Consider the following 19,734-nt stretch of genomic DNA (forward strand, 5'->3'; position numbering starts at 1 on the left):
ATCCCAACGTAGACGCGACACCGCACAGCGTCACATCCGCCCGGTCGCGGGCTCGGCGCTCGTGGCCTCGGGAGGCTGCCCCGTACGTCGGGTCAAGAACGCCGCGACCAGCGCCACGCCGACGTCGGCCAGCACGGCGATCCCACGAGCGAGCAGGGCGACCAGGAGCGCCAGCCCCGGCGAGAGCACACCGGAGAGGGCGACGACCAGCACCGCCTCCCGCAGCCCGGCGCCGGCAGGGAGACCGATAGCGGCCATGCCGAGGCTGAAGCCCAGGGCATAACCGCCGACGCTGGCCAGCAGCGAGGGCAGCGGGTCACCGCCCAGGCCGACCACGACGACCCAGATCTGCACACCCAGCACGAGCCACACCAGCGCCTGCAGCACCAGCGCCTTGCCGATCCCCCGCCAGGTCGGCAGCACCTCGAGGGGTGCGCGCCGCAGCAGCCTCAGGCCGGTGTTGACCACCCTGCCGAAGATCGGCGGGTGCAGTGCCACCAGGATCAGCGGGAGCAGCAGCACCGCCCACCAGTAGCGCGCGAACGTCTCGCGCCCCAGGAACGGCATCAGCAGCACCGAGACCATCACCCCGGCACCGACGGCGATCGCCAGCACGAGCACACCCTGGGTCAACGACGTACGCCGCGGCACCCGCTCGACGCGAGCGAGCTCCATCTGGCCCACGATCGTCCACAGCGAACCTGGCAGATACTTGCCCAGCTGGCTGACGTAGAAGATGCGGGCGGCCGGCACCAGCGGGAGCGGCGAGCCCAGGTCGGCGAGCACCACTCGCCACATCACCAGCGCGATGCCCTGGGCGAGCACGGTGAGCGCGAAGGCGACGGCCAGCACCCACAGCGGCAGCTCCGCGAAGCCGCGCGCGAGCGCGTGCCGGTTGCGGTAGATCGCGTAGGCGGCCACGACGACCACGAGCGCGACGACCGCTGTCTTGAGGTAGACCGTCTTGAGGGACGCCGTCTTCAACGAACAGCCCTCATCGAACCTCGACCCACGGGCCCTCCCTGGCATCGTTCACGATGCCGTCATCTCAGATGCGGGGTGTGTGCTCCAACTCTGCTTGTTTCTGACCCTAACGTTGTGGGGGTGCACATCGTCGCCTTCGGCACCTATGACGTGACCGCCCATCCGCGAGTCGCGGTGCTGATCGAGGGCCTACGCGACGGCGGCGCCGAGGTCAGCGAGGTCAACCGGCCGCTCGGCCTCGACACCGCGGCCCGAGTGGCGATCCTGCGGCAACCGTGGCGGCTCCCGCTGCTGGCGCTGCGGCTGCTCGCCTGCTGGAGCGGCCTGGCCGCGGAGACGTTGCGGAGGCGGCGCCACGGGCGCCCCGATGCAGTCCTGGTCGGCTATCTGGGCCACTTCGACGTGCATCTGGCCCGCCTGCTCCACCCTCGATCGACCATCTTCCTCGACCACATGGTCTCGGCAGCCGGGGTCGCTGCCAACCGGCGGCTGGCCGGGTCCGGCGGCCTGAAGCTTCGGCTGATGAAGGCGATCGATGCGATGGCCCTCCGGAGCGCCGACGTGGTGATCGTGGACACCTACGAGCAGCAGGAGTCGCTGCCCGAGGGCGTACGCGAGCGCTCGGTCGTGTGCGCGGTCGGCGCCACCAAGGAGTGGTTCGACGCCGGCGCCGAGGCGCTCCGGCGCCCCACGGAGACGCCGTTGCAGGCTGTCTTCGTCGGGCTCTTCTCCCCCACCCACGGCGCCCCGGTGATCGCCGACGCCCTCGACATCCTCGCCGACGACGAGCGCATCGAGGTGACGATGGTCGGGCAGGGCCAGCAGTACGACGAGGCCCGCCGGCTCGCGGCCGACAACCCGCGGGTCACCTGGGTCGACTGGGTCGAGGCCGAGGATCTTCCCGACTTCGTGGCCGGGTTCGACGTGAGCCTCGGCATCTTCGGCACCGTGCCGCAGGCGCTTCGGGTGGTGCCCAACAAGGCGTTCCAGGGCGCAGCCGCGGGCGCGGTGGTCGTCACCTCCGACACCGCACCCCAGCGGCGCGTGCTCCAGGGCGCGGCGCTGCTCGTCGCACCCGGCAGCTCGCAGGAGCTCGCCGCCGCCCTGGCCAAGCTCGCCGAGGACCCCGACGAGGCCCACCTGCTGCGCCAGGCTGCCTATGCCCGCGCGATGGAGCACTACACGCCGCGGGCCGTCGCCTCCGCCGTCATCGAGAGGATCCGCCACCCCTGATGACCCACGCCTGATGATCCCGTCCCGCACCGTCGAACCCAGGAACCAGATGCCGCTCACGCCCGCCGACCGCCCGCTGCCTCCGCTCGCCCCGCGCGCCTGGCTCCGCTATGACGTCGTGAGCCGCATCATCGACAGGCTCTCACCGGCGACGGCTCTGGAGATCGGATGCGGCCAGGGCGCGTTCGGCGCTCGCCTGGCCACGCGCGCCGACTATCTGGGGGTCGAGCCCGACGCCGGCTCGTTCGAGGTGGCCTACGAGCGCATCACCTGCCTCGGCGGCACCGTGCTGAACGCGATGTCCTCCGAGCTGGATCCGGGCACGACGTACGACATGGTCTGCGCCTTCGAGGTGCTCGAGCACATCGACGACGACAAGGCCGCGCTGGCCGAGTGGGTCACCCACGTGCGACCCGGCGGGCAGCTGGTGCTCTCGGTGCCGGCCTTCCAGGAGCGGTTCGGTCCGATGGACAAGCATGCCGGCCACTTCCGCCGCTACAGCCCCGCCGAGCTCACCGCCCGGCTCGAGGAGGCCGGTCTGGGCGACGTCGACATCACCGTCTACGGCTGGCCCCTCGGCTACGCCCTGGAGGCGGTGCGCAACCGCATCGACGCCAAGAAGCTGGAGAAGGTGGGCGACCTCACACCCGAGGAGCTGACCCGCGCGACCGGACGTACGTTCCAGCCCAGCGGTCGCGTCAAGGGCGCCGCCATCGCCGTCGCGACCAGCCCGTTCATGGCCCTGCAGCGGCTGCGCACCGACACCGGCACCGGTCTCGTCGCCGTCGCGACCAGGCGCGGCTGAGGCGTGGATCGGAACACGAGAGACAACAAGAGAGACAACTTGGACGACCTTCCGCGTGCGCTACCGTCGCCCGGCGGCGAATCCTCATAGGTTTCGGCTTGTGCCCTCCCCTGTTGTGACTGCATCCGACCGGTGGCGCTCGGGCGCCGTGGTGGCGCTGCTCGTCGTCTTCGTCGCGGTGACCTTCGGCCCCGCGCTGGTGGGCCACGGGATGCTGCTCGACACCGGCTGGCTGCACGCGATGATGCCGTACGCCGCCAGCGGCCCGATCCCCGACGGCACGCTGTGGTGCCGCGGTGACACCTGGGACTACTACCTGCCCGGGGTCGAGAACATCGTCGAGGGCGCCCGCCACGGCAGCTGGCAGACCTGGGCTCCCTACGAGGTCGGCGGGGCGCCGCTGGCATCGCTGCCCAACCATGCCGTCCTGAGCCCGGTCTCCTGGCCCTACTGGGTGATGCCGATGTGGCTGGCCCCGGCGTGGGCCAAGCTGACCGAGCTGGTGCTGGTGCTGGCCGGGATGACGCTCTTCCTCGGCCGCCTCGGCGTGCGTCGCAGCATCGCGCTGGTCGCCGGGCTGGTCTTCTTCACCTCCGGCTTCATGATGATGTGGACCAACTGGCCCCACACCAAGGTCGCCTGCCTGGTGCCGCTGCTGCTGTGGGCGCTGGACCGTGCCGTGCGCGAGCGCGGGGCACGCGACCTGGCCGCGGTCGGCCTGGTCGTCGCCGCGATGCTGCTCGGTGGGTTCCCGGCCGTGACGATGTTCGCGCTGACGCTGGGCGGGATCTATGTGGTCGTCCGGGCGCTGGCGTTGCGTGACGTGCGACGCACGCTGACCGCCGGCGCGATCGCCGCCGGCGGCGTGGGGCTCGGGGTCGCGCTCTCCGCCGTCCAGGTGCTCCCGTTCGCGCTCAACATGAGTGCTCTGGGCCTCGACGAGCGAGTGCCCAACGAGGTCAAGCCCGCCAGCCTCGTGCTGACCACCGTCGCACCCAACGCCTACGGCACCTGCGCGAGCGGTCTGTGGGCGGGCGAGGACAACCCGATCGAGTCGATCGCCTTCGTCGGCGTCGCCGCGCTCGTGCTGGTGCTGTGCGCCCTGGTCGTCCGGCTGCCCGGCGGTCGCCGCCCGGCGACGCCCGCACTGCTCGCGGTCGTGCTGGCCGCGGTCGTCTGGCTGCTGTGGATCGGCGGGCTGCCGCTCGACCTGCTGCAGAAGCTGCCCGGCTACAGCTCCAACAGCTTCGGCCGCGCGAACTCGATCTTCGGGTTCCTCTGCGCCGCCCTGGCCGGGATCGGGTTGGAGCGGCTGTTGCAGCGTGCCGAGCACGCCGAAGCCCATCGCACCGAGGCCGGCCACACCGAAGACGAGTCGGACGCGCCCGAGGGCGACTGGTCCTGGCGTCCACGGCAGGTGATGTCGCTGGTCGTCGTCGTGGTGGCGGCGGTGGCTGCGGCGTACTTCCTCCATGCGGCGTACGCCTTCATCAGCGACGCACCCCGACCGATCCCCGACGTGGCCGCGAAGCTGCGGGTGCCGGCGTTGCTGCTGGTGGTCTCGGCCCTCGCCGTCGCCACGACGTTGCTGCTGCGTGGCCGGCTGCGGCTGCTGGGTCCGCTGGTGCTCGTGCTGGCCGTGCTCGCGCAGAGCACGACGTTCGCGCGCGAGGTGCTTCCGCTCACCGACCGCTCCGACTTCTACCCGGTCACGCCCGCCCACAAGTTCCTGAAGAAGCATCTCGGCGAGGAGCGCTATGGCGCCTCGTCCTGGGAGCACTCCGCCGTCGCCGACCACTACCGGCTGCGTACGCCGACCGGTCACGAGTTCACCACGCCGGAGTGGAAGTCGCTGATCGCCGCGGTCAACCCCGACGCCCAGCTCTCGCCCACCTACAGCGACTTCCCCGCCAACATCCCGACCCCGGGTCGCCAGCCCGTGCTCGACCAGCTCTCCGTGCGCTACTGGGTCACCCAGCCGCTGGAGGTGATCGGTGCCGTCGAGCGGCCGCAGGTGCCGGCCTCGCGGCGCGAGGGTCTGCGCGTGGAGCCGGGCGAGAAGGCGAGCTGTCAGGTGCCGCGAGGCAACCTGCGCGGCGTCGAGGTCACCGTTCCGGACGGGCTGAAACCGCGTACGCAGGAGCCGGCCGTGGTGCGGGTGAGCGTCGGCACAGGCGCCGACACGATCACCTCCGAGCGCGCCGTGACCCGCCCGCTCAAGCCCGGCGAGAGGCTGCGGGTCGCGGTGCCCGACCACCGCTTCACCTCCGGCCCGGTGCCGGTCACGATCACGGTCGACGGGAAGCGGAAGCCGGTCCAACTGGCCGGCCGCACCGACGGGTCCGCGGTCTGCTCGGCCGTCCGGCCGGAGAAGGGCGACGGGCTCCGGGTCGTGCACGCCTCCGCCGGCGCCGTCGTCTACGAGCGCGCGAGCGCACTGCCCCGCATCCGCTGGGCCGGCACCAGCGAGGTCGTGGCCGACGGTCCGACCCGCGTGCAGCGGCTGCGCGACGGCGTCGCCCCCGGCACCGTGCTCCTCGACGACGACTCGACCCCGGCCGTCTCCGGCTCCACCGCCCAGGTCGACGTACGCCGCGACGAGCCCGAGAGCATCTCCGCCGAGGTCACCGCCCGCGGCTCCGGCTACCTCGTCGTCGCCGACTCGATCGCCCGCCCGGGCTGGTCGGCCACCGTCGACGGCCGTGAGGTCCCGATCGTCCCCGGCAACCACGCCTTCGCCGCCGTGCCGGTGCCCGACGGCGCGCACACCGTCACCCTGACCTACGACGCCCCCGGGCTGCGTACGGGCGCCTGGGTCTCGCTCCTCGGCGCGCTGGTGACGCTCGGGCTGCTGATCGCACCACGGGTCCTCTCGCGCGTGCGACGCGGCCGAGCGACATAGCGGACGACATGGCCGGGCGGGGCTGCTAGGAGGAGAAGAGCCGGTCCAGGTGCTGATCGATGGCCGCCACGGCTGCGGGCGGCTCGACCACGCCGAGCTCCAGCAGCGGGGTGAAGCCGGTCAGCGCGAGGATCAGGTCGGTCTCAACGGCGGGGTCGCGGCCCGCGGGGATGTGCCCGTCAGCCTGCGCCTCGCGGACGAGCCGCTCCACCAGGTCGCGCCCGTCGCGCAGGCCGACGCATGCCTGCTCGCGCAGCTCCGGGTCGTGCAGCGCCTCGAGGACGTACGCGGCGTTCATCCTGTCGGTGGCACGAGCCTCGGGACGCAGCGGGAGCATCTCCAGGAGCGTCACCCGCAACACCTCTCGGGGGTGCGGCGGCTGGTCGAGGACGGCCAGCCCGCGGTTGACCCGATGTGACACCTGCTCGGCGGCGAACTCCATCGCGAAGGTCAGCATCGCCGCTCGCGAGGAGAAGTAGTGCTGCAGCTGGCCGAGGGAGACATCGGCCTCTCGGGAGACCTCGCGCATGGTCGCTCGCGACCAGCCCTGCCGCTCGACGACCCGCCACAGCGCATGGGCGATCGTCTCTCGTCGCTCTCGATGGTCGACCTGCTTCGGCACCTTCGCCCTCCTTGGTTACCATACAAGTGACATAATACATCTGACTTGAATCCCCGCCCGCGCTGGAGTGCCGATGACCGATCCCGAGCGGCCCCTCCCCGACCCGTACGCGATCGCGATCGACGACGCGGTCGCGGTCGCCCTCCTCGCCGACCTCCAGGTGCGCAAGGCGATCGCCCGCGGGGAGCTCGAGCACCTGCCCGGCAGCGGGCAGCCGATCGACCTGCCCGACCAGCACGATCCCGACTGGTGGCTGCGGAGCCTCGTCGAGCGCGAGCAGGTGGTGCTGCTGCCCCCGTCGATCCAGCTGCGCCGTGAGGACGCCGCTCTGGACGCGCTGCTCGATCAGCTGGCGGACGAGCGGGCCGTACGCCGCGAGATCGAGGAGTTCAACGCCCGTGTGATCCGCGCGCGCTACGAACCACCGGCGGGCCCGCCACTGATCACGATGCCGCGCGAGCCCGAGGCCACCGTGGCCGCGTGGGCCGAGCGTCGGGCGGCTCGTGCCGCGGATTCCCGCGCGGCCGCACGGGCGGATCGACGGACGAACCGGAGGCGTCGCCTGTTCCGTCGTCGCGGGGGCGCGGCGAGCGAGTGAACCGGCGCTTCGGGAAGACGCCGCGTGGCCCCGTCCTGAACGTCAGGTTTCCCTAGCACATACGCCTGATGACACGGGCGAGGGGCCGTGGGGCCCGCGAATCCACGCGGTAATGTGGCGGGCCAGAACCCCTCGCGGACATCCCACCATCTGCCGTCCGTCCGCCCGACTCTGTGCCGAGGTCCCCTGTGAAGCTGGTCGTTCAAGTCCCTTGCCTCAACGAGGAGGAGACGCTTCCGTCCGTCCTGGAGTCGATCCCGAAGCAGATCCCGGGCATCGACGAGATCGTGATCCTGATCGTCGACGACGGCTGCACCGACCGCACGGTCGAGGTGGCGAAGGAGCACGGCGTACGCGAGTTCGTGCACCACTCCCGCAACCAGGGTCTGGGCCGCAGCTTCCACGACGGCGTCGTCCGCGCGCTCGAGCTGGGCGCCGACATCGTGGTCAACACCGACGGCGACAACCAGTACCCGCAGGAGCGGATCACCGACCTGGTCCAGCCGATCGTCACCGGAGACGCCGACATCGTCATCGGCGACCGGCAGGTCGACCGGATCGCTCACTTCTCGGGGCTGAAGAAGACGCTGCAGAAGGTCGGCTCGCGGGTGGTCAACATGGCCGCCGAGACCAACCTGCCCGACGCGGCCAGCGGCTTCCGCGCCTACTCGCGCGAGTCGCTGATGCTGCTCAACACCGTGACCCGCTTCTCCTACTGCATGGAGACGATCATCCAGGCGGGCAACAAGCGGATGAAGATCGCCTCGGTGCCGATCGAGACCAACGCCAAGACGCGTGAGTCGCGGCTGTTCAAGTCGATGCCCGAGCACATCATGAAGTCCGGCGCGGCGATCGTGCGCAGCTACATGATGTACAAGCCCTACGCGATCTTCGTCTGGCTCACCGCCTTCTTCTTCGTGCTCGGCGCGATCCCGTTCATCCGCTACCTGGCGCTGTGGCTCAGCGACGACAACGGCAACCACATCCAGTCGCTGCTGCTCGGCGGCGTGCTGATCAACCTGGCCTTCATGTCGGCGATGCTCGGGGTGATCTCCGACCTGATCCGCACCAACCGGGTGCTCATCGAGGACGACCTGGAGCACACCAAGAAGGCCCGCTTCGGCAAGTCGGGCACCGAGATGCTGCGCGACCAGACCTCGGTGGCCGAGTTCGACCTGCCCCACTCCCCCAACGGCTCCGCGCACGCCTCCTCGAAGGCCACCGCTCGCCCGGGCGAGACGTGGACGACCAGCCTGTGACAACCACCGACTCCGGCCCGGTCTCCGAGGTGGAGGCCGGGCCGTCGGCCACCCCCAGCCTGAAGAAGCGGCTGCTCAAGAGCGGGCTCGCGCTCGTCGTGGTGCTCGGCGGCGCCTACCTGGTCTGGCGCCAGCGCGACGACCTGGCCACCGCGGTGCAGGAGCTCAGCCTCGCCCGCTTCGCGATCTCCGGAGTGCTGGCCGTGATCGGCACGATGCTGATCGCCCAGATCTGGGTCGCTCTGCTGCACGGCATGGGCATCCGGCCGTCGCTGCGCGAGTCCCACTCGGTCTTCTACGTCAGCCAGCTCGGCAAATACCTCCCCGGCTCGGTGTGGCCGGTGGTCGCGCAGATGCAGTTCGGGCTGCGCTGGGGCGTCGCGCGGCGCACCATGCTGGGCGCCAACATCCTCTTCATGGGCGTCGTGGTCGCCAGCGGCATCGGCGTCGGTGCGCTCCTGCTCCCCTGGTCGTCGTCGGAGGGCCTGGCGCGCTACTGGTGGCTGCTGCTCCTGCTCGTGCCGCTCGCCGTCTGCCTGCACCCGCGCGTCGTGCCCGGCGTGCTCGACTGGCTGTTCGCGAAGCTGGGGCGTGAACCCCTCGGCGTACGACTCTCCGCGCGCGGCCTCTTCACCGCCATCGGCTGGGCGGTGCTCGCCTGGCTCGCCTTCGGTCTCCACCTGGCCGTGATGATGCAGTCCTACGCCACGGTGGGGCTGCTCGAGGTCGCGGCCGCCTCCGGCGGCATGGCCCTGGCCTGGGCGGCGGGGATCGCGTTCATCCCCGCCCCGGCCGGCGCCGGCATCCGCGAGGCCCTGCTCGCGCTCACCCTCGGCCCGATCATCGGCGTGCCCGAGGCGCTCACCGTCGCGCTCGCCTCGCGGGTGCTGCTGCTCATCGCCGATGTGGTGCTGGCCGGCCTCGGGGCGGTCGCGGGGCGGCGTACGTCGTCCTAGCCTCGGCCGGCGGCCAGGCTGCGAGCACGACGGCGAGCACGACGGCGACCACGGCGCCGGCCAGGCCGGCGGCGAGCACGCTCGCGGCCAGCGTCGTGTGCGCGTCCGGAAGCAGGCCGCGATACATCGGCGAGTCGGCGAACCGCTTGAACAGCAAGGTGCCGTAGACGACCAGGCCGAGGGTCAGCGCCGCCGTGGCCCAGCGAGCACGCAGCCGCTGCGGTCCGACCGGGACCAGATCGAGGATCGCCACCACCCCGAGCGCGAGAGCAGAGGCCAGCACCGGCATCAGCGGCATCAGGTAGCGATCGTTGGGGTTGCCTCCGCCGGCCACGAACCCGATCAGGTTCACGACGACCACCAGCGCATGGACGGTCAGCAGCAGCCAGCCTCGCCCAGATCCGGCAGGGCCTCGGGGACCGCCGACCACACGTCGAGCGAGGAGCGCCAGCAGCCCGAGCGCCGCGACGACGGCCAGCAGGTCGACGAAGACGACGTACCACTCCCCCAGCACCGGCGTCCACAGCCTCCGCAACCAGTCGGCCCACATCTGCGCGTCGCTCAGCACCTGCCACCAGGTGCCGTTGGGCTCGCGGGCGAACTTCTCCAGCAGCGCACCCGATGCGGTCGGGTCGCCGTAGAGCACGATGTTGCGCACGTAGAACCAACCGGTGGCGAGCGCCGGCAGACCCGTCGCCACCGCGGCGGCTCCGACCGCGCGCAGCACCCCGCGACGCGAGCGGTCCTGCACGAGGAGGGCGACCGCGAGGGCGGCACCGCACAGGGCGACGGTCAGCACCCCCGGCGCCTTGGCCCCCGCTGCCGCCACTCCGGCGACGGCGACCAGCGCGAGCCGGCGACCTGTCAGCCCCCGACCGAGGATGCGCAGCGTGCCGAGCAGCGCCAGCGACGACGCCGCGACCGCGACCCCGTCGTTGGCGATGTGTCCGCCCGCGGAGACCAGCACCGCGCACGACGCACTGATCCCGGTGGCCAGCAGCGCCACCTCCGGCCGTCTGGTCAGCTCGAACGCGATCAGGCCCACCAGGAGCACGCACAACCCGGAGCCGACGGCGTTGATCAGCCGCATCCCGACGATCAACAGCTGCGGCGCATCGAGCTGGTCGGCGGCGTAGACCAGCGGCACCGACAGCGCGTAGTAGAGCGGCGGGTGGTTGGCCGTCCAGATGTGGCGGTGCGACTCGTCGCTCATCCTCGTACGCCCGGCGACGACGAGGGGATGGCGAGCAGCGTCGGTGGTCACCGGCGTGTTGATCGTCGGCAGGCGGCCCTGGGAGAGCTCGATCGCATACGCGGCGTTGGGCCCCTCGTCACGCCCCTGATACTGGAGCGAGCGGGTCAGCGCCACATAGCTGCTCACGCTCAGCGCGAAGAACGACACCAGCACCATCGCGGCCAGCAGGCGTCTCGGGAGACGTACGTCGTCACGACCCTCGTGGGTGGTGTGGAGCAAGGCGTCTCCCATGTGGCTCGGCGGGGCGCTCGTGAGCCTATGTCAGCCCGAGCGGACCCATGCCCGAACGACGCGGCGTGTCCAGCCAGCTCTCGACGCTCGACTCGTGTCGCGCCACCATCACTCGGTCCGGCCGGCGCGGCGTTTGATCAGGCGTGCCGCGTCTTCGGCACCGAGCTTGATCTCTCGGTCGACATCGTTGCCATCAACGATGAACTCCAACGCTCCCTCGTCGGCGTAGAAACGTCGGATCAAAGCTTCGAGATCGTCGGCCTCGCAGAGTCCGACCCTCGCAGCAAGTGCGACGATGTCGTCGGTGTCCTTCGCCCGCTGTGCGATGAGTTTCGTCGCCAGCAGGAAATCATCCGCAGCGTACGTCACCCGAAGGCCCGGCTCAGCCGGAGCAGTCAGCGCTCCTGGAGGAATGGGAGGCATCCACATGTTGGCATTCGAGTTCAGCCAGTACGCCGGTCGCAGCGATAGCAGCTCCGCCGACGACGAAGACAGATGCCGCGAGACCGCGGCTGCGCATGCGCTCGTCGAGCAGCGACAGCAGGTCGTGAATCTCTGCGCCGGTGAGCACATGTCGACGCTCAGCACTCATGCCGTGGCCAGGTCTCGCTCAGGGACATAGATATGCAATCGGCGGAGCCAGTCGGGAGTCCGAGCCACGACGCGCTCCGGGCTGAGGAACGGGTGCGGCGGCCGCCACTCCTCCTGGAGCGGCTCGATGCGTGTCCACCCGGGAGCGGGGCGCCCAGCCTCATCGAACTCGTGGAACGCGAGCGCCGCCATCAGCGCGTCGAAGCCGTCGTCGCCGGTAGTTCCCGGAAATGCCTCCCAGGAGTCGGTGAGATCGAGATCGGAGTAGAGAGGATCGATGAGCATCAGGCGGAGGTGGTCGCGCCCTTGGAGCAGCATCCGCCACGCCCAAGCTGCTTCTCCTGCCTGGAGTGCGCGTTTGATCTCGGCCGCAGTGGCGGGGGCAGACATCAGCCGACGCTCGCTCGCTGCCGCAAGTGCCTCGGCCAAGCGACGCGCACGAACGCAGAACCATGCCGACGGCCGCGTCGCACCACTCAGGTAGGTGGACATCCTCGGCGCAGAGGTGCCGAGTGCGCGCGCGAACGCTGCTTGGGAGAGGCCGCTGACCGCAACCGAACGCCCCAGGAAGTCGATGACCTCCTGGGTGTCGCGGTCGGGCTTCTGCGTCTGCATGGCGACATCATATCACTGATTCGTTATCGAATTCGATAACGTCACATCACCCACCAGGCGTGGGGATCCGCTCGCCGTTGCGGATCGTGAGGTCGCGCCGGTCGACCTCGCCGCGCGACTTGTGGGTCCAGATCGTGACCGCCACGCCCTGCTTCTCGATCCTCACGATGGAGCACGGCACGTAGTTGGCGTGAATGGCATCGGTGAGCCAGGGCTGCGGGGTGTGCAGCGGCATCGTCTCGATGATGACCGGGATCGAGCCGTCCTCGAGCTGCGGGGTGAGCACGTCCTCGTACTGCGCGAAGTCGTAGTGGAACAGGTAGTAGGGCGTCGGGTTGGTGAGGCGCATCGAGTCGTAGAGCTCGAGATAGTTGGGCATCACCATGGCCTCGCGCGGCGCGTCACCGTTGCAGCGGTCGTACTCCGGGCCGGCCCAGCGGGCGATCGCGTCGCTGACCTGGAACGACTTCGCGTCGTGGCGCATGTCGTCGAGATGGTCGACCGAGGCCACCGCGGGCACGCCGCCGAGCACGACGAGCGCGCCGGCGGAGACCGCTGCGACGCCGCGCCGTAGGAACGCGGCACCGAGGCTCGCTCCGGCGACCGCCAGAGCCACGAGCACCACCGCGCCGAGCATGCTCTGCATCCCGAAGCCGATCCAGAGGGTCGCTGCCGCCCAGGCTGCGCCGCCCGCGGCCAGAGGGAGCGCGATGACGGACCATGTCGGTCTCGACCCGGACGGGGAGCTACGACGCTCGTAGAGCTCGGCCACCGCGAGCACGACGGCGAGGAGCACGAGCGCGGAGACGGTGGTGGTGTGCGGGTTGTCGACGCGGCGGATCGGGACGACGACGAGCACCAGGCCGGACAGCGCGATCAGCCGGGTGGAGTCGGAGACCCGCTGCCAGACCAGCGGCACGAACGGCAGCAGCAGCGCGAACGGGTAGAGCGCGAGGATGAAGTAGCGCCCCGACTCGGTCGGCAGACCGAGGAAGTCCCACACGGCGTACTGCGCATCCGCGTGCGTCTCGGTCTGGCCGAGGATCACCTGCCGGTTGAAGTCGGAGAACGACAGCCCCCACAAGATCTTGTACGCCGCGGCCTCGAGCGCCAGGCCGGCGACGAATCCGCCGGCCAGCTGAGCACAGTTGACGATCCGCCGGCGCCACGGCGCGTCGCGGCGGGCGAAGAGCTCGAAGAGACCCGAGGCGCCGGTGAGGAGCACCGCCAGCTCGACGTACTGCCAGAAGACGAAGGCCGGAAGGAGCACTCGAGCGGCTGCCGCCAGGCGTGGACGCGCGTCGAACCCGGCCGTCGGCAGCAGCACGAAGACCCAGAGCAGGCAGATCGAGTACTTGATGTGCAGCGGCGTCGCCAGCAGCAGCACCCCGAGCGCGAGGGCGACCATCACCGCCGGGTGCAGACGCAGCCGCAGCCCGATCGCGGCGGCGAGCACTGCGCTGATGCCGGCACCGAGGAGGCGGCCCCAGAGGAAGTACCAGAGCGTCGGGCTGCCGCTGGCGACGCCGTAGAGCACGGCGTTGATCCAGAACGAGCCGGCGTTCCAGCCGTGCTCGAAGTCGACGAGCGGGATCGCACCGTGGGCGGTCAGCTTGGCGAGGTGATACTGCGCCCCGAAGTCCTGGGTGAGGAACGAGCCGGTCTGGGCGCCGACCGAGTAGGCCGACCAGACCAGCGCCACCACGCAGACACCGGCGAAGGTCGCCCATCTGGTGGCCCCGACCGGCTCCGCGTGATCAGTCTCGAGCTTCCCAGGTGACGCCATGACGGCGACCCTATGAGAACGGGCGCCCGGCGTGGATCATCCACGCCGGGCGCCCGCGATGACGTGGGTCTCAGCCCTTGGTGAGCACCGAGGTGCGCTCGGGGTAGGGCAGGGTCGGGGTGAGGCCGGAGTGGATGGCCTCCTTCATCCCCGAGGCGGCGATGGCGTCGACGTAGCGCTTGCGCCGGCTGTTGTCGAAGACGATGATGCCGCCCGGCGCGAGCCGGTCCTTGGCCTTCTCCAGGCACGCCTCACGCGCGCGCCCGTCGATCACCACGAGGTCGAACTCGCCGTCGACGTCGTCGATGGAGTTGACGTAGGCCTCGAAGTCGAGGGCGGCGTGACCCTCCTTGTGGGAGGGGACGACGGGGTGGTCGCTGGCGACCGGCTCGATGACGCGCAGCGAGATCTCCTCCTCACCGGCGAGCTCGGCCTGCATCATCTCGCCGAACCCCTTGTGGTGCTCGACGGAGTGGATCTCGTCGGCGCGACGCGAGAGCCAGATGGTGGAGGCACCCGAGCCGTACTCGTAGGCCCGGATCGGGCGCTCGCGCTCGCTGAGCCAGGCGTCGACGGCGGCGATCGCGTCGTAGGTCCACCACGGCACGTCCAGCTTCGCCATCGCGAGGGAGTCATAGACCTTGGTCAGCGAGTGGGTCCAGTGACGCCAGCGCTGCTCGACCGGCGGTGCGGTCTCCTGTGCGAGCCCGGTGCGCGTCAGGCCGCGGCCCACGGCCTTCATCGAGGCGGCATAGGACTGCTTTGCCAGTGACAGCGGGGAACGGCCTGAGGTGGACATTGATCTCCAGAGAAAAGAATGACGGGCAGCGTTGACGACGATACCGGCGAACCGTGCCCGTTACTCGGAACGTTCTGCCAAACGCTTGGTGAGTCGTGCGAGAACATCCGGCGGCAGGAATGCCGACACATCCCCGCCGAAGGTGGCCATCTCCTTGATCAGACTGGACGAGACCGCGGCCCAGCGCGGGTCGTTGAGCAGGAAGACGGTCTCCACGCGGGTCATGTGGGCGTTCATCTGCGCCATCGGAGCTTCGTACTCCAGATCGGGCGCACCCCGCAGGCCCTTCACGATCGCCTGGGCGTCGATCTCGACGCAGAAGTCGGTGACCAGGCCGGTGAAGCCCTTCACCCGTACGTTGCCGAGCGGCGCCGTGAGGTCGGTGAGCATCTCCATGCGCTCATCGGCGGTGAACAGGCGCTTCGACTTCGACGGGTTGACCCCGACGGCGACCACGACCTCGTCGAAGATCGCCGAGGCGCGGGTGAAGATGTCGAGGTGGCCCAGCGTGGGCGGGTCGAACGACCCCGGGCACACCGCACGACGCGTCATTTCCATGTCTCCCTCGGGTTGGGCTTGATCAGTCGGGCGCGTGGGCGAACCACAGCGTGGTCTCGCCGTACTTCTTCGACTTCTGGTCGCTGAACCCGTCGGGCCAGGTCGGCTCCGGGCTCCGGGCGGACCGCTCGACGATGACCAGGGCCGACGGCACCAGCCAACCGTGCTTGACCAGCAGCATGATGTCTTCGGCGACGGCATCGTCGGAGAGCGGGTAGGGCGGGTCGAGAAAGACCAGGTCGTAGGGAGCAGGCGGCGGAGTCACCAGGGTGCTCGCCACGCTGCCGGCCATCACGTTGGCGCGCGGAAACCCGATCTCCTTCGCGTTGGAACGGATCACCCCAGCCGTACGCCGATCCGACTCGACCATCGTCACGACCCCGGCGCCACGCGACCATGCCTCGAGGCCGACGGCACCGGTGCCTGCGTAGAGATCGAGGAACCGCAGCCCGTCGAGCGAACCGCAGGAGGACTCGATCGCGGAGAAGAGCGCCTCGCGGACCCGGTCGGTGGTGGGGCGGGTCCGGACCCCTTTGGGGGCCAGCAGGCGACGCCCTCCCGCGACACCTCCGATGATCCGAGTCATTGGCACACCTTATGACTTTTCCAGGTAGTCGGCGGAAGTGGTCTCCTCGATCTCTGCGACACGCTCGGCCAGGAGCGGGGTGCGCTCGAGATCGGCGTCGCTGCTCAACAGCTTCTCGGCTGCTTCGCGGGCACGCAGGATCGTCTCCTCGTCGCGGAGCACGCGCAGGCTCTCCAGGCTCGAGCGGCGGCCCGACTGGGAGGCGCCGAGCACGTCGCCCTCGCGACGCTGGTCGAGGTCGACGCGGGAGAGCTCGAAGCCGTCGGTGGTCTGCGCGACCGCGTCGAGGCGTTCGCGCGCCGGGGTGCCGGTCTCGGCGTGGGAGACCAGCAGGCACAGCCCGTGGAGCCCGCCTCGACCGATCCGGCCACGCAGCTGGTGGAGCTGGGAGACGCCGAAGCGGTCGGCGTCGAGGATGACCATGGTGGTCGCGTTGGGCACGTCGACGCCGACCTCGATCACGGTGGTGGCGATCAGCACGTCGATGTCGCCGGCGGCGAAGGCACTCATCGTGCGCTCCTTCTCCTCGGCGGGCAGCTTGCCGTGGAGCTTGGCGACCTTCAGCCCCTGCAGCGGGCCGTGGGTCAGCTCGTCGGCGACCTCGTCGACGGCCGAGAGCTGAACCTTGGTGGCGGCGACCTCGTTGCCGTCGGCGTCGAAGTCGCGCTGGTCGCGCTCCCCCTGCTCCGGCTCGTCGCCGCTGATCCGTGGGGCGACGACATAGACCTGGTGACCCTTCTCCGCCTCCTCCTTGACGCGCTCCCACACCCTGCTGATCCACGCGGGATGGTCGACGAGCGAGACCAGGTTGGTCTGGATCTCGGCACGGCCCGCCGGGAGCTCGGTCAGCGTCGAGACCTCCAGGTCGCCGAAGACGGTCATCGCGACCGTGCGCGGGATCGGCGTCGCGGTCATCACCAGCAGGTGTGGCGGGGTGCCGGCCTTGTCGGTCAGGGCAGCGCGCTGCTCGACGCCGAACCGGTGCTGCTCGTCGACGACCACGAGCCCGAGGTCGTCGAACATCACCTGGTCCTGCAGCAGCGCGTGGGTGCCGATGACGATGCCGGCCTCTCCCGTCGTGATGCGGCTGAGCGGCTCCTTGCGCTGGGTCTTGGTCATCGACCCGGTCAGCAGCTCCACGTGGGTCTGCTCCTGGTCGCCGGCGAAGAGGCCGCCGCTCATCCCGCTGGCCGCCAGGTCGCCGAGCATGGCGGTGATCGAGCGGTGGTGCTGCTGGGCGAGCACCTCGGTGGGCGCCAGCAGCGCGGCCTGACCACCTGAGTCGACGACGCGCAGCATCGCCCGGAGCGCGACCAGCGTCTTGCCGGAGCCGACCTCACCCTGCAGGAGTCGGTTCATCGGATGGGGCCGCGCCAGCGCCGCCTCGATCTCGGCCCCGATCTCCTGCTGCCCCGTGGTCAGCGTGAACGGCAGCCGGTCGTCGAAGGCGGCGAGCAGGTTGCCGGTGCCGCCGGTGCGGGCGGTGGTGGCCAGCGCCTCGAGGGCTCGTCGCCGGCGACCCAGCACCAGCTGCAGGCCGAGCGCCTCCTCGAACCGGAAACGGTGCTGGGCGCGCTGCACGTCGCCGGGCTCATGGGGCGCGTGGATCAGGTCGAGCGCCTCGCGCAGCCCCGGCACGGCGTACGTCTCGCGCAGCTGCTCGGGGATCACGTCGGTGACGTCCTCGACGACCTGCCGGGCGAAGCGCACCGCGCGCATCACGTCCCAGTGCTGCAGGCCCGCGGTGAGCGGGTAGATCGGGAAGAGCTCGGTCAGCGCCTCGACAGCGAGCTCGTTGTCGGCGGCCTCACCGGCGCTGCTGGCATCTGAGGGGTCACCGAAGACCACCATCTGCGGGTTGGCGAGCTGCCACTGGTTGCGGAAGGAGCCGGCCTTGCCGACGAAGACGCCGCGTACGCCCGGCGCGAGCACTCCCTTCCGCCACTCCGCCACCCGCTGCGACTTCGAGAAGAAGGTGAGCTGGAGGTCGGCACCACCGGCACGCAGCTGGGTCTCGACGCGGTAGGCGGGCCGCCCGGTGCGGCGGTCGGTGTGCTGCCGCACAGCGCTGCGGACCACCTCTCCAAGCACGGTGAGCATCTCGCCCTCGTGCAGCTGAGGGGTCTGGCTGAGGTCGGCGGTGCGCAGGTAGCGGCGCGGGAAGTGGTAGAGCAGGTCGCCGACGGTGCGCAGGCCGAGCCCTTTGGTGAACTTCGCGGCGTGCTTGCTCGTGCCCAGCACCGCCTCGATCGGGGACTCGAGGGTGATCGCCACCGGCTCTCTCTCCTTCTAGATCACGATCTACTCGACCGACATCAGCAGGGGGTAACGCTCCTGGCCGCCGTCGTAGACCATCACGTCGACGGTCGGGTGGTTGGCAGCCAACCATGTCGCGACCGCGTCGGCGAGCTCACCGTTGGCGTCCTCGAGCCCGGAGACGAGCGTGACCAGCTCGCCACCACCGCCGATGAGTCGCGCGAGCACATAGGTGGCACATCCCTCCAGATCCTGGCCGACCTTGACGAAGTCTCCGCCCAGCACCCCCAGCGCGTCTCCGGGCATGCACGGCCCGGCCATCGTAATCGCTCGGGTGTTCGAGATGGTGACCGCACCGTGCCGCGCGTGTCGGGCGGTTGCGGTCATCTCCAGCACGTCCTTGTCGAACTTCCGCCCCGGCTCGTGCACCGCGATCGCGGCCAGCCCCTGCACCTGGGTGCGGGTCGGGATGACCGCGACGCTGATGTCGAGGTCGTCCTCCGCGGTGCGGGCGGCGGCCTCGGCAGACTGTCGCGTCGGCGTGTCGTTGGGCAGCACGATCACCTCCTCCGCACCCGACGCGGTGACCGCCTCGAGCAGCTCGGAGGTCGTCGGACGCCGGTAGGGGCCGCCCTCGATCACGATCGCACCCGCGCCACGGAAGAGCTCGGCCAGACCAGGACCCGCCGCGAACGCGATCACCGCCCGGCCGCTGCGGTTGGCGTGGCGATGGGCCTGACCGGCGATCTGCTCGGCGAAGTGGGTCACGTGGATCCGGTGCGGATGCCCGGCGCTGATGCCGGCCTCGATCGCGGCGCCGACGTCGTCGACGTGCACGTGCACGTTCCAGATGCCCTCGCCGCCGACGACGACCAGCGAGTCGCCCAACGGCTGGAGGCTCTTGCGGAGATCGGGGATCGCGGCGTCGTCGGCGTCGAGGAGATACATGACCTCGTACGCCGGGCCGCCCGGCTCCAGCGCGTGCTCGTCGCCGGTGCCGAGGCCGGTCGGGATCGGGATGTGCGGAGTGCTCGCCGCAGGCGCCTGCGGGCTCGGGCGGCGCCCGGTCAGGGCGGTCTCGAAGGCGTCGAGCAGCACGCAGAGGCCGCGGCCACCGGCATCGACCACACCGGCGGCGGCCAGGGCGGGCAGCTGCTCCGGGGTGTGCGAGAGGGCGTCGCGAGCCGCGCCCGCGGCGGCCGACATCACGTCGCGGGTGTGGGCTGTCTCGTCCTCGACGCACGTCTCGGCCTCGTCGGCGGCGGCCCTCAGCACGCTGAGCATGGTGCCTTCCTGGGGCTCACCCACCGCGGCATAGGCGGCGTTGGCGGCATTGCGCAACGCGTCGGCGAAGACCGCGGCGGCACGCTCCTGGTCGAGGCCCTGGGCCAGGCGGCGCAGCAGCGCGCCGATGATCTCGGCGAGGATGACGCCCGAGTTGCCGCGGGCGCCCAGCAGCGCGCCCCGGGAGAAGGCGCGCAGCCCTTCGCGCCAGTCGTCGCCGGTGAACTCGCGCAGCCGGTCGCGGGCAGCGGCGATGGTCAGGTAGAGGTTGGTGCCGGTGTCGCTGTCGGGCACCGGGAAGACGTTGAGCGCATCGATCTCCTCGCGGTGCGACGCGAGCGCATCGGTCGCCAGGTCGGCGAACCGACGGAACAGGTCGAGCTTGACCTCGGTCACACTGCCTCCTCCCAACTC

The 19,734-nt window shown here is 70.5% G+C and carries 18 protein-coding genes; 6 read left to right on the forward strand and 12 right to left on the reverse strand.

What is annotated here, in order from left to right:
* Nucleotides 1-30: 30 nt before the first annotated feature.
* Nucleotides 31-984 carry a lysylphosphatidylglycerol synthase domain-containing protein gene (locus tag FB381_RS16650; protein ID WP_170225191.1) on the reverse strand — a complete coding sequence of 318 codons (954 nt, stop codon included), beginning with the start codon at nt 982-984 and terminating at the stop codon, nt 31-33.
* A gap of 114 nt (nt 985-1,098) precedes the next feature.
* Between FB381_RS16650 and FB381_RS16655 the strand changes: the two genes are divergently transcribed.
* The 3 genes from FB381_RS16655 (at nt 1,099) to FB381_RS16665 (ending at nt 5,924) form a co-directional block, all read left to right on the forward strand.
* Complete coding sequence (locus tag FB381_RS16655; protein WP_211352468.1) at nt 1,099-2,217, forward strand: glycosyltransferase; 1,119 nt, start codon at nt 1,099-1,101, stop codon at nt 2,215-2,217.
* A gap of 49 nt (nt 2,218-2,266) precedes the next feature.
* Nucleotides 2,267-3,022: a class I SAM-dependent methyltransferase gene (locus FB381_RS16660; protein WP_141781317.1), complete on the forward strand. Its 756-nt coding sequence runs from the start codon at nt 2,267-2,269 to the stop codon at nt 3,020-3,022.
* Between the two features lie 115 nt (nt 3,023-3,137).
* Complete coding sequence (locus tag FB381_RS16665) at nt 3,138-5,924, forward strand: YfhO family protein (protein ID WP_141781318.1); 2,787 nt, start codon at nt 3,138-3,140, stop codon at nt 5,922-5,924.
* Nucleotides 5,925-5,949: 25 nt separating this feature from the next.
* Here the strand turns inward: FB381_RS16665 and FB381_RS16670 are convergent, their stop codons facing one another.
* Nucleotides 5,950-6,546 (reverse strand): TetR/AcrR family transcriptional regulator, encoded by a 597-nt coding sequence (locus tag FB381_RS16670; RefSeq protein ID WP_141781319.1) that lies wholly within the window; start codon nt 6,544-6,546, stop codon nt 5,950-5,952.
* 73 nt (nt 6,547-6,619) lie between these two features.
* Between FB381_RS16670 and FB381_RS16675 the strand changes: the two genes are divergently transcribed.
* The 3 genes from FB381_RS16675 to FB381_RS16685 all read left to right on the forward strand — a co-directional run bounded on the left by FB381_RS16675 (nt 6,620) and on the right by FB381_RS16685 (nt 9,359).
* The gene (locus tag FB381_RS16675; protein ID WP_141781320.1) at nt 6,620-7,144 is read left to right on the forward strand and encodes a DnaJ family domain-containing protein; all 525 of its coding nucleotides are present in this window, start codon (nt 6,620-6,622) and stop codon (nt 7,142-7,144) included.
* Between the two features lie 188 nt (nt 7,145-7,332).
* A complete protein-coding gene (locus tag FB381_RS16680) occupies nt 7,333-8,403 on the forward strand; it encodes a glycosyltransferase family 2 protein (RefSeq protein WP_141781321.1) in 1,071 nt (356 codons plus the stop codon).
* A complete protein-coding gene (locus tag FB381_RS16685; RefSeq protein ID WP_170225192.1) occupies nt 8,400-9,359 on the forward strand; it encodes a lysylphosphatidylglycerol synthase domain-containing protein in 960 nt (319 codons plus the stop codon). Before FB381_RS16680 ends, FB381_RS16685 begins: the two co-directional genes overlap by 4 nt.
* On the opposite strand, the gene FB381_RS16690 is transcribed toward FB381_RS16685, so the two are convergent.
* The 10 genes from FB381_RS16690 to FB381_RS16735 all read right to left on the reverse strand — a co-directional run bounded on the left by FB381_RS16690 (nt 9,298) and on the right by FB381_RS16735 (nt 19,716).
* On the reverse strand, nt 9,298-10,833 hold the full coding sequence (locus FB381_RS16690; protein ID WP_170225193.1) for a phospholipid carrier-dependent glycosyltransferase: 1,536 nt from the start codon (nt 10,831-10,833) through the stop codon (nt 9,298-9,300). The two genes, FB381_RS16685 and FB381_RS16690, sit on opposite strands and share 62 nt — an antisense overlap.
* A 120-nt stretch (nt 10,834-10,953) precedes the next feature.
* Nucleotides 10,954-11,214 carry a hypothetical protein gene (locus tag FB381_RS16695; protein WP_141781324.1) on the reverse strand — a complete coding sequence of 87 codons (261 nt, stop codon included), beginning with the start codon at nt 11,212-11,214 and terminating at the stop codon, nt 10,954-10,956.
* 13 nt (nt 11,215-11,227) lie between these two features.
* Entirely contained in the window at nt 11,228-11,416 is a 189-nt protein-coding gene (locus FB381_RS16700; protein ID WP_211352469.1) for a hypothetical protein, read from the reverse strand.
* Between the two features lie 17 nt (nt 11,417-11,433).
* A complete protein-coding gene (locus FB381_RS16705) occupies nt 11,434-12,051 on the reverse strand; it encodes a helix-turn-helix domain-containing protein (RefSeq protein WP_141781326.1) in 618 nt (205 codons plus the stop codon).
* Nucleotides 12,052-12,097: 46 nt separating this feature from the next.
* Nucleotides 12,098-13,837 carry a hypothetical protein gene (locus FB381_RS16710; RefSeq protein WP_141781327.1) on the reverse strand — a complete coding sequence of 580 codons (1,740 nt, stop codon included), beginning with the start codon at nt 13,835-13,837 and terminating at the stop codon, nt 12,098-12,100.
* 70 nt (nt 13,838-13,907) lie between these two features.
* Nucleotides 13,908-14,636, reverse strand: a complete 729-nt coding sequence (locus FB381_RS16715; protein WP_246088159.1) for a class I SAM-dependent methyltransferase — start codon at nt 14,634-14,636, stop codon at nt 13,908-13,910.
* 60 nt (nt 14,637-14,696) lie between these two features.
* On the reverse strand, nt 14,697-15,188 hold the full coding sequence (coaD, locus tag FB381_RS16720) for a pantetheine-phosphate adenylyltransferase (RefSeq protein ID WP_141781328.1): 492 nt from the start codon (nt 15,186-15,188) through the stop codon (nt 14,697-14,699).
* 28 nt (nt 15,189-15,216) lie between these two features.
* Nucleotides 15,217-15,780 (reverse strand): 16S rRNA (guanine(966)-N(2))-methyltransferase RsmD, encoded by a 564-nt coding sequence (rsmD, locus tag FB381_RS16725; protein ID WP_141781329.1) that lies wholly within the window; start codon nt 15,778-15,780, stop codon nt 15,217-15,219.
* Nucleotides 15,781-15,789: 9 nt separating this feature from the next.
* Nucleotides 15,790-18,054 (reverse strand): ATP-dependent DNA helicase RecG, encoded by a 2,265-nt coding sequence (locus tag FB381_RS16730; protein ID WP_141781330.1) that lies wholly within the window; start codon nt 18,052-18,054, stop codon nt 15,790-15,792.
* A 27-nt stretch (nt 18,055-18,081) separates the two neighbouring features.
* A complete protein-coding gene (locus tag FB381_RS16735) occupies nt 18,082-19,716 on the reverse strand; it encodes a DAK2 domain-containing protein (protein ID WP_141781331.1) in 1,635 nt (544 codons plus the stop codon).
* Between the last annotated feature and the right edge of the window lie 18 nt (nt 19,717-19,734).

The organism is Nocardioides albertanoniae (genome assembly GCF_006716315.1).
Classification (GTDB): Bacteria; Actinomycetota; Actinomycetes; order Propionibacteriales; family Nocardioidaceae; genus Nocardioides; species Nocardioides albertanoniae.

Excerpts from the sequence above, each read along its gene's own strand:
- coaD (WP_141781328.1), bottom strand. The coding sequence starts at position 15,188 with ATGACGCGTCGTGCGGTGTGCCCGGGGTCGTTCGACCCGCCCACGCTG.
- FB381_RS16710 (WP_141781327.1), bottom strand. The coding sequence starts at position 13,837 with ATGGCGTCACCTGGGAAGCTCGAGACTGATCACGCGGAGCCGGTCGGG.
- FB381_RS16705 (WP_141781326.1), bottom strand. The coding sequence starts at position 12,051 with ATGCAGACGCAGAAGCCCGACCGCGACACCCAGGAGGTCATCGACTTC.
- rsmD (WP_141781329.1), bottom strand. The coding sequence starts at position 15,780 with ATGACTCGGATCATCGGAGGTGTCGCGGGAGGGCGTCGCCTGCTGGCC.
- FB381_RS16715 (WP_246088159.1), bottom strand. The coding sequence starts at position 14,636 with ATGTCCACCTCAGGCCGTTCCCCGCTGTCACTGGCAAAGCAGTCCTAT.
- FB381_RS16660 (WP_141781317.1), top strand. The coding sequence starts at position 2,267 with ATGCCGCTCACGCCCGCCGACCGCCCGCTGCCTCCGCTCGCCCCGCGC.
- FB381_RS16675 (WP_141781320.1), top strand. The coding sequence starts at position 6,620 with ATGACCGATCCCGAGCGGCCCCTCCCCGACCCGTACGCGATCGCGATC.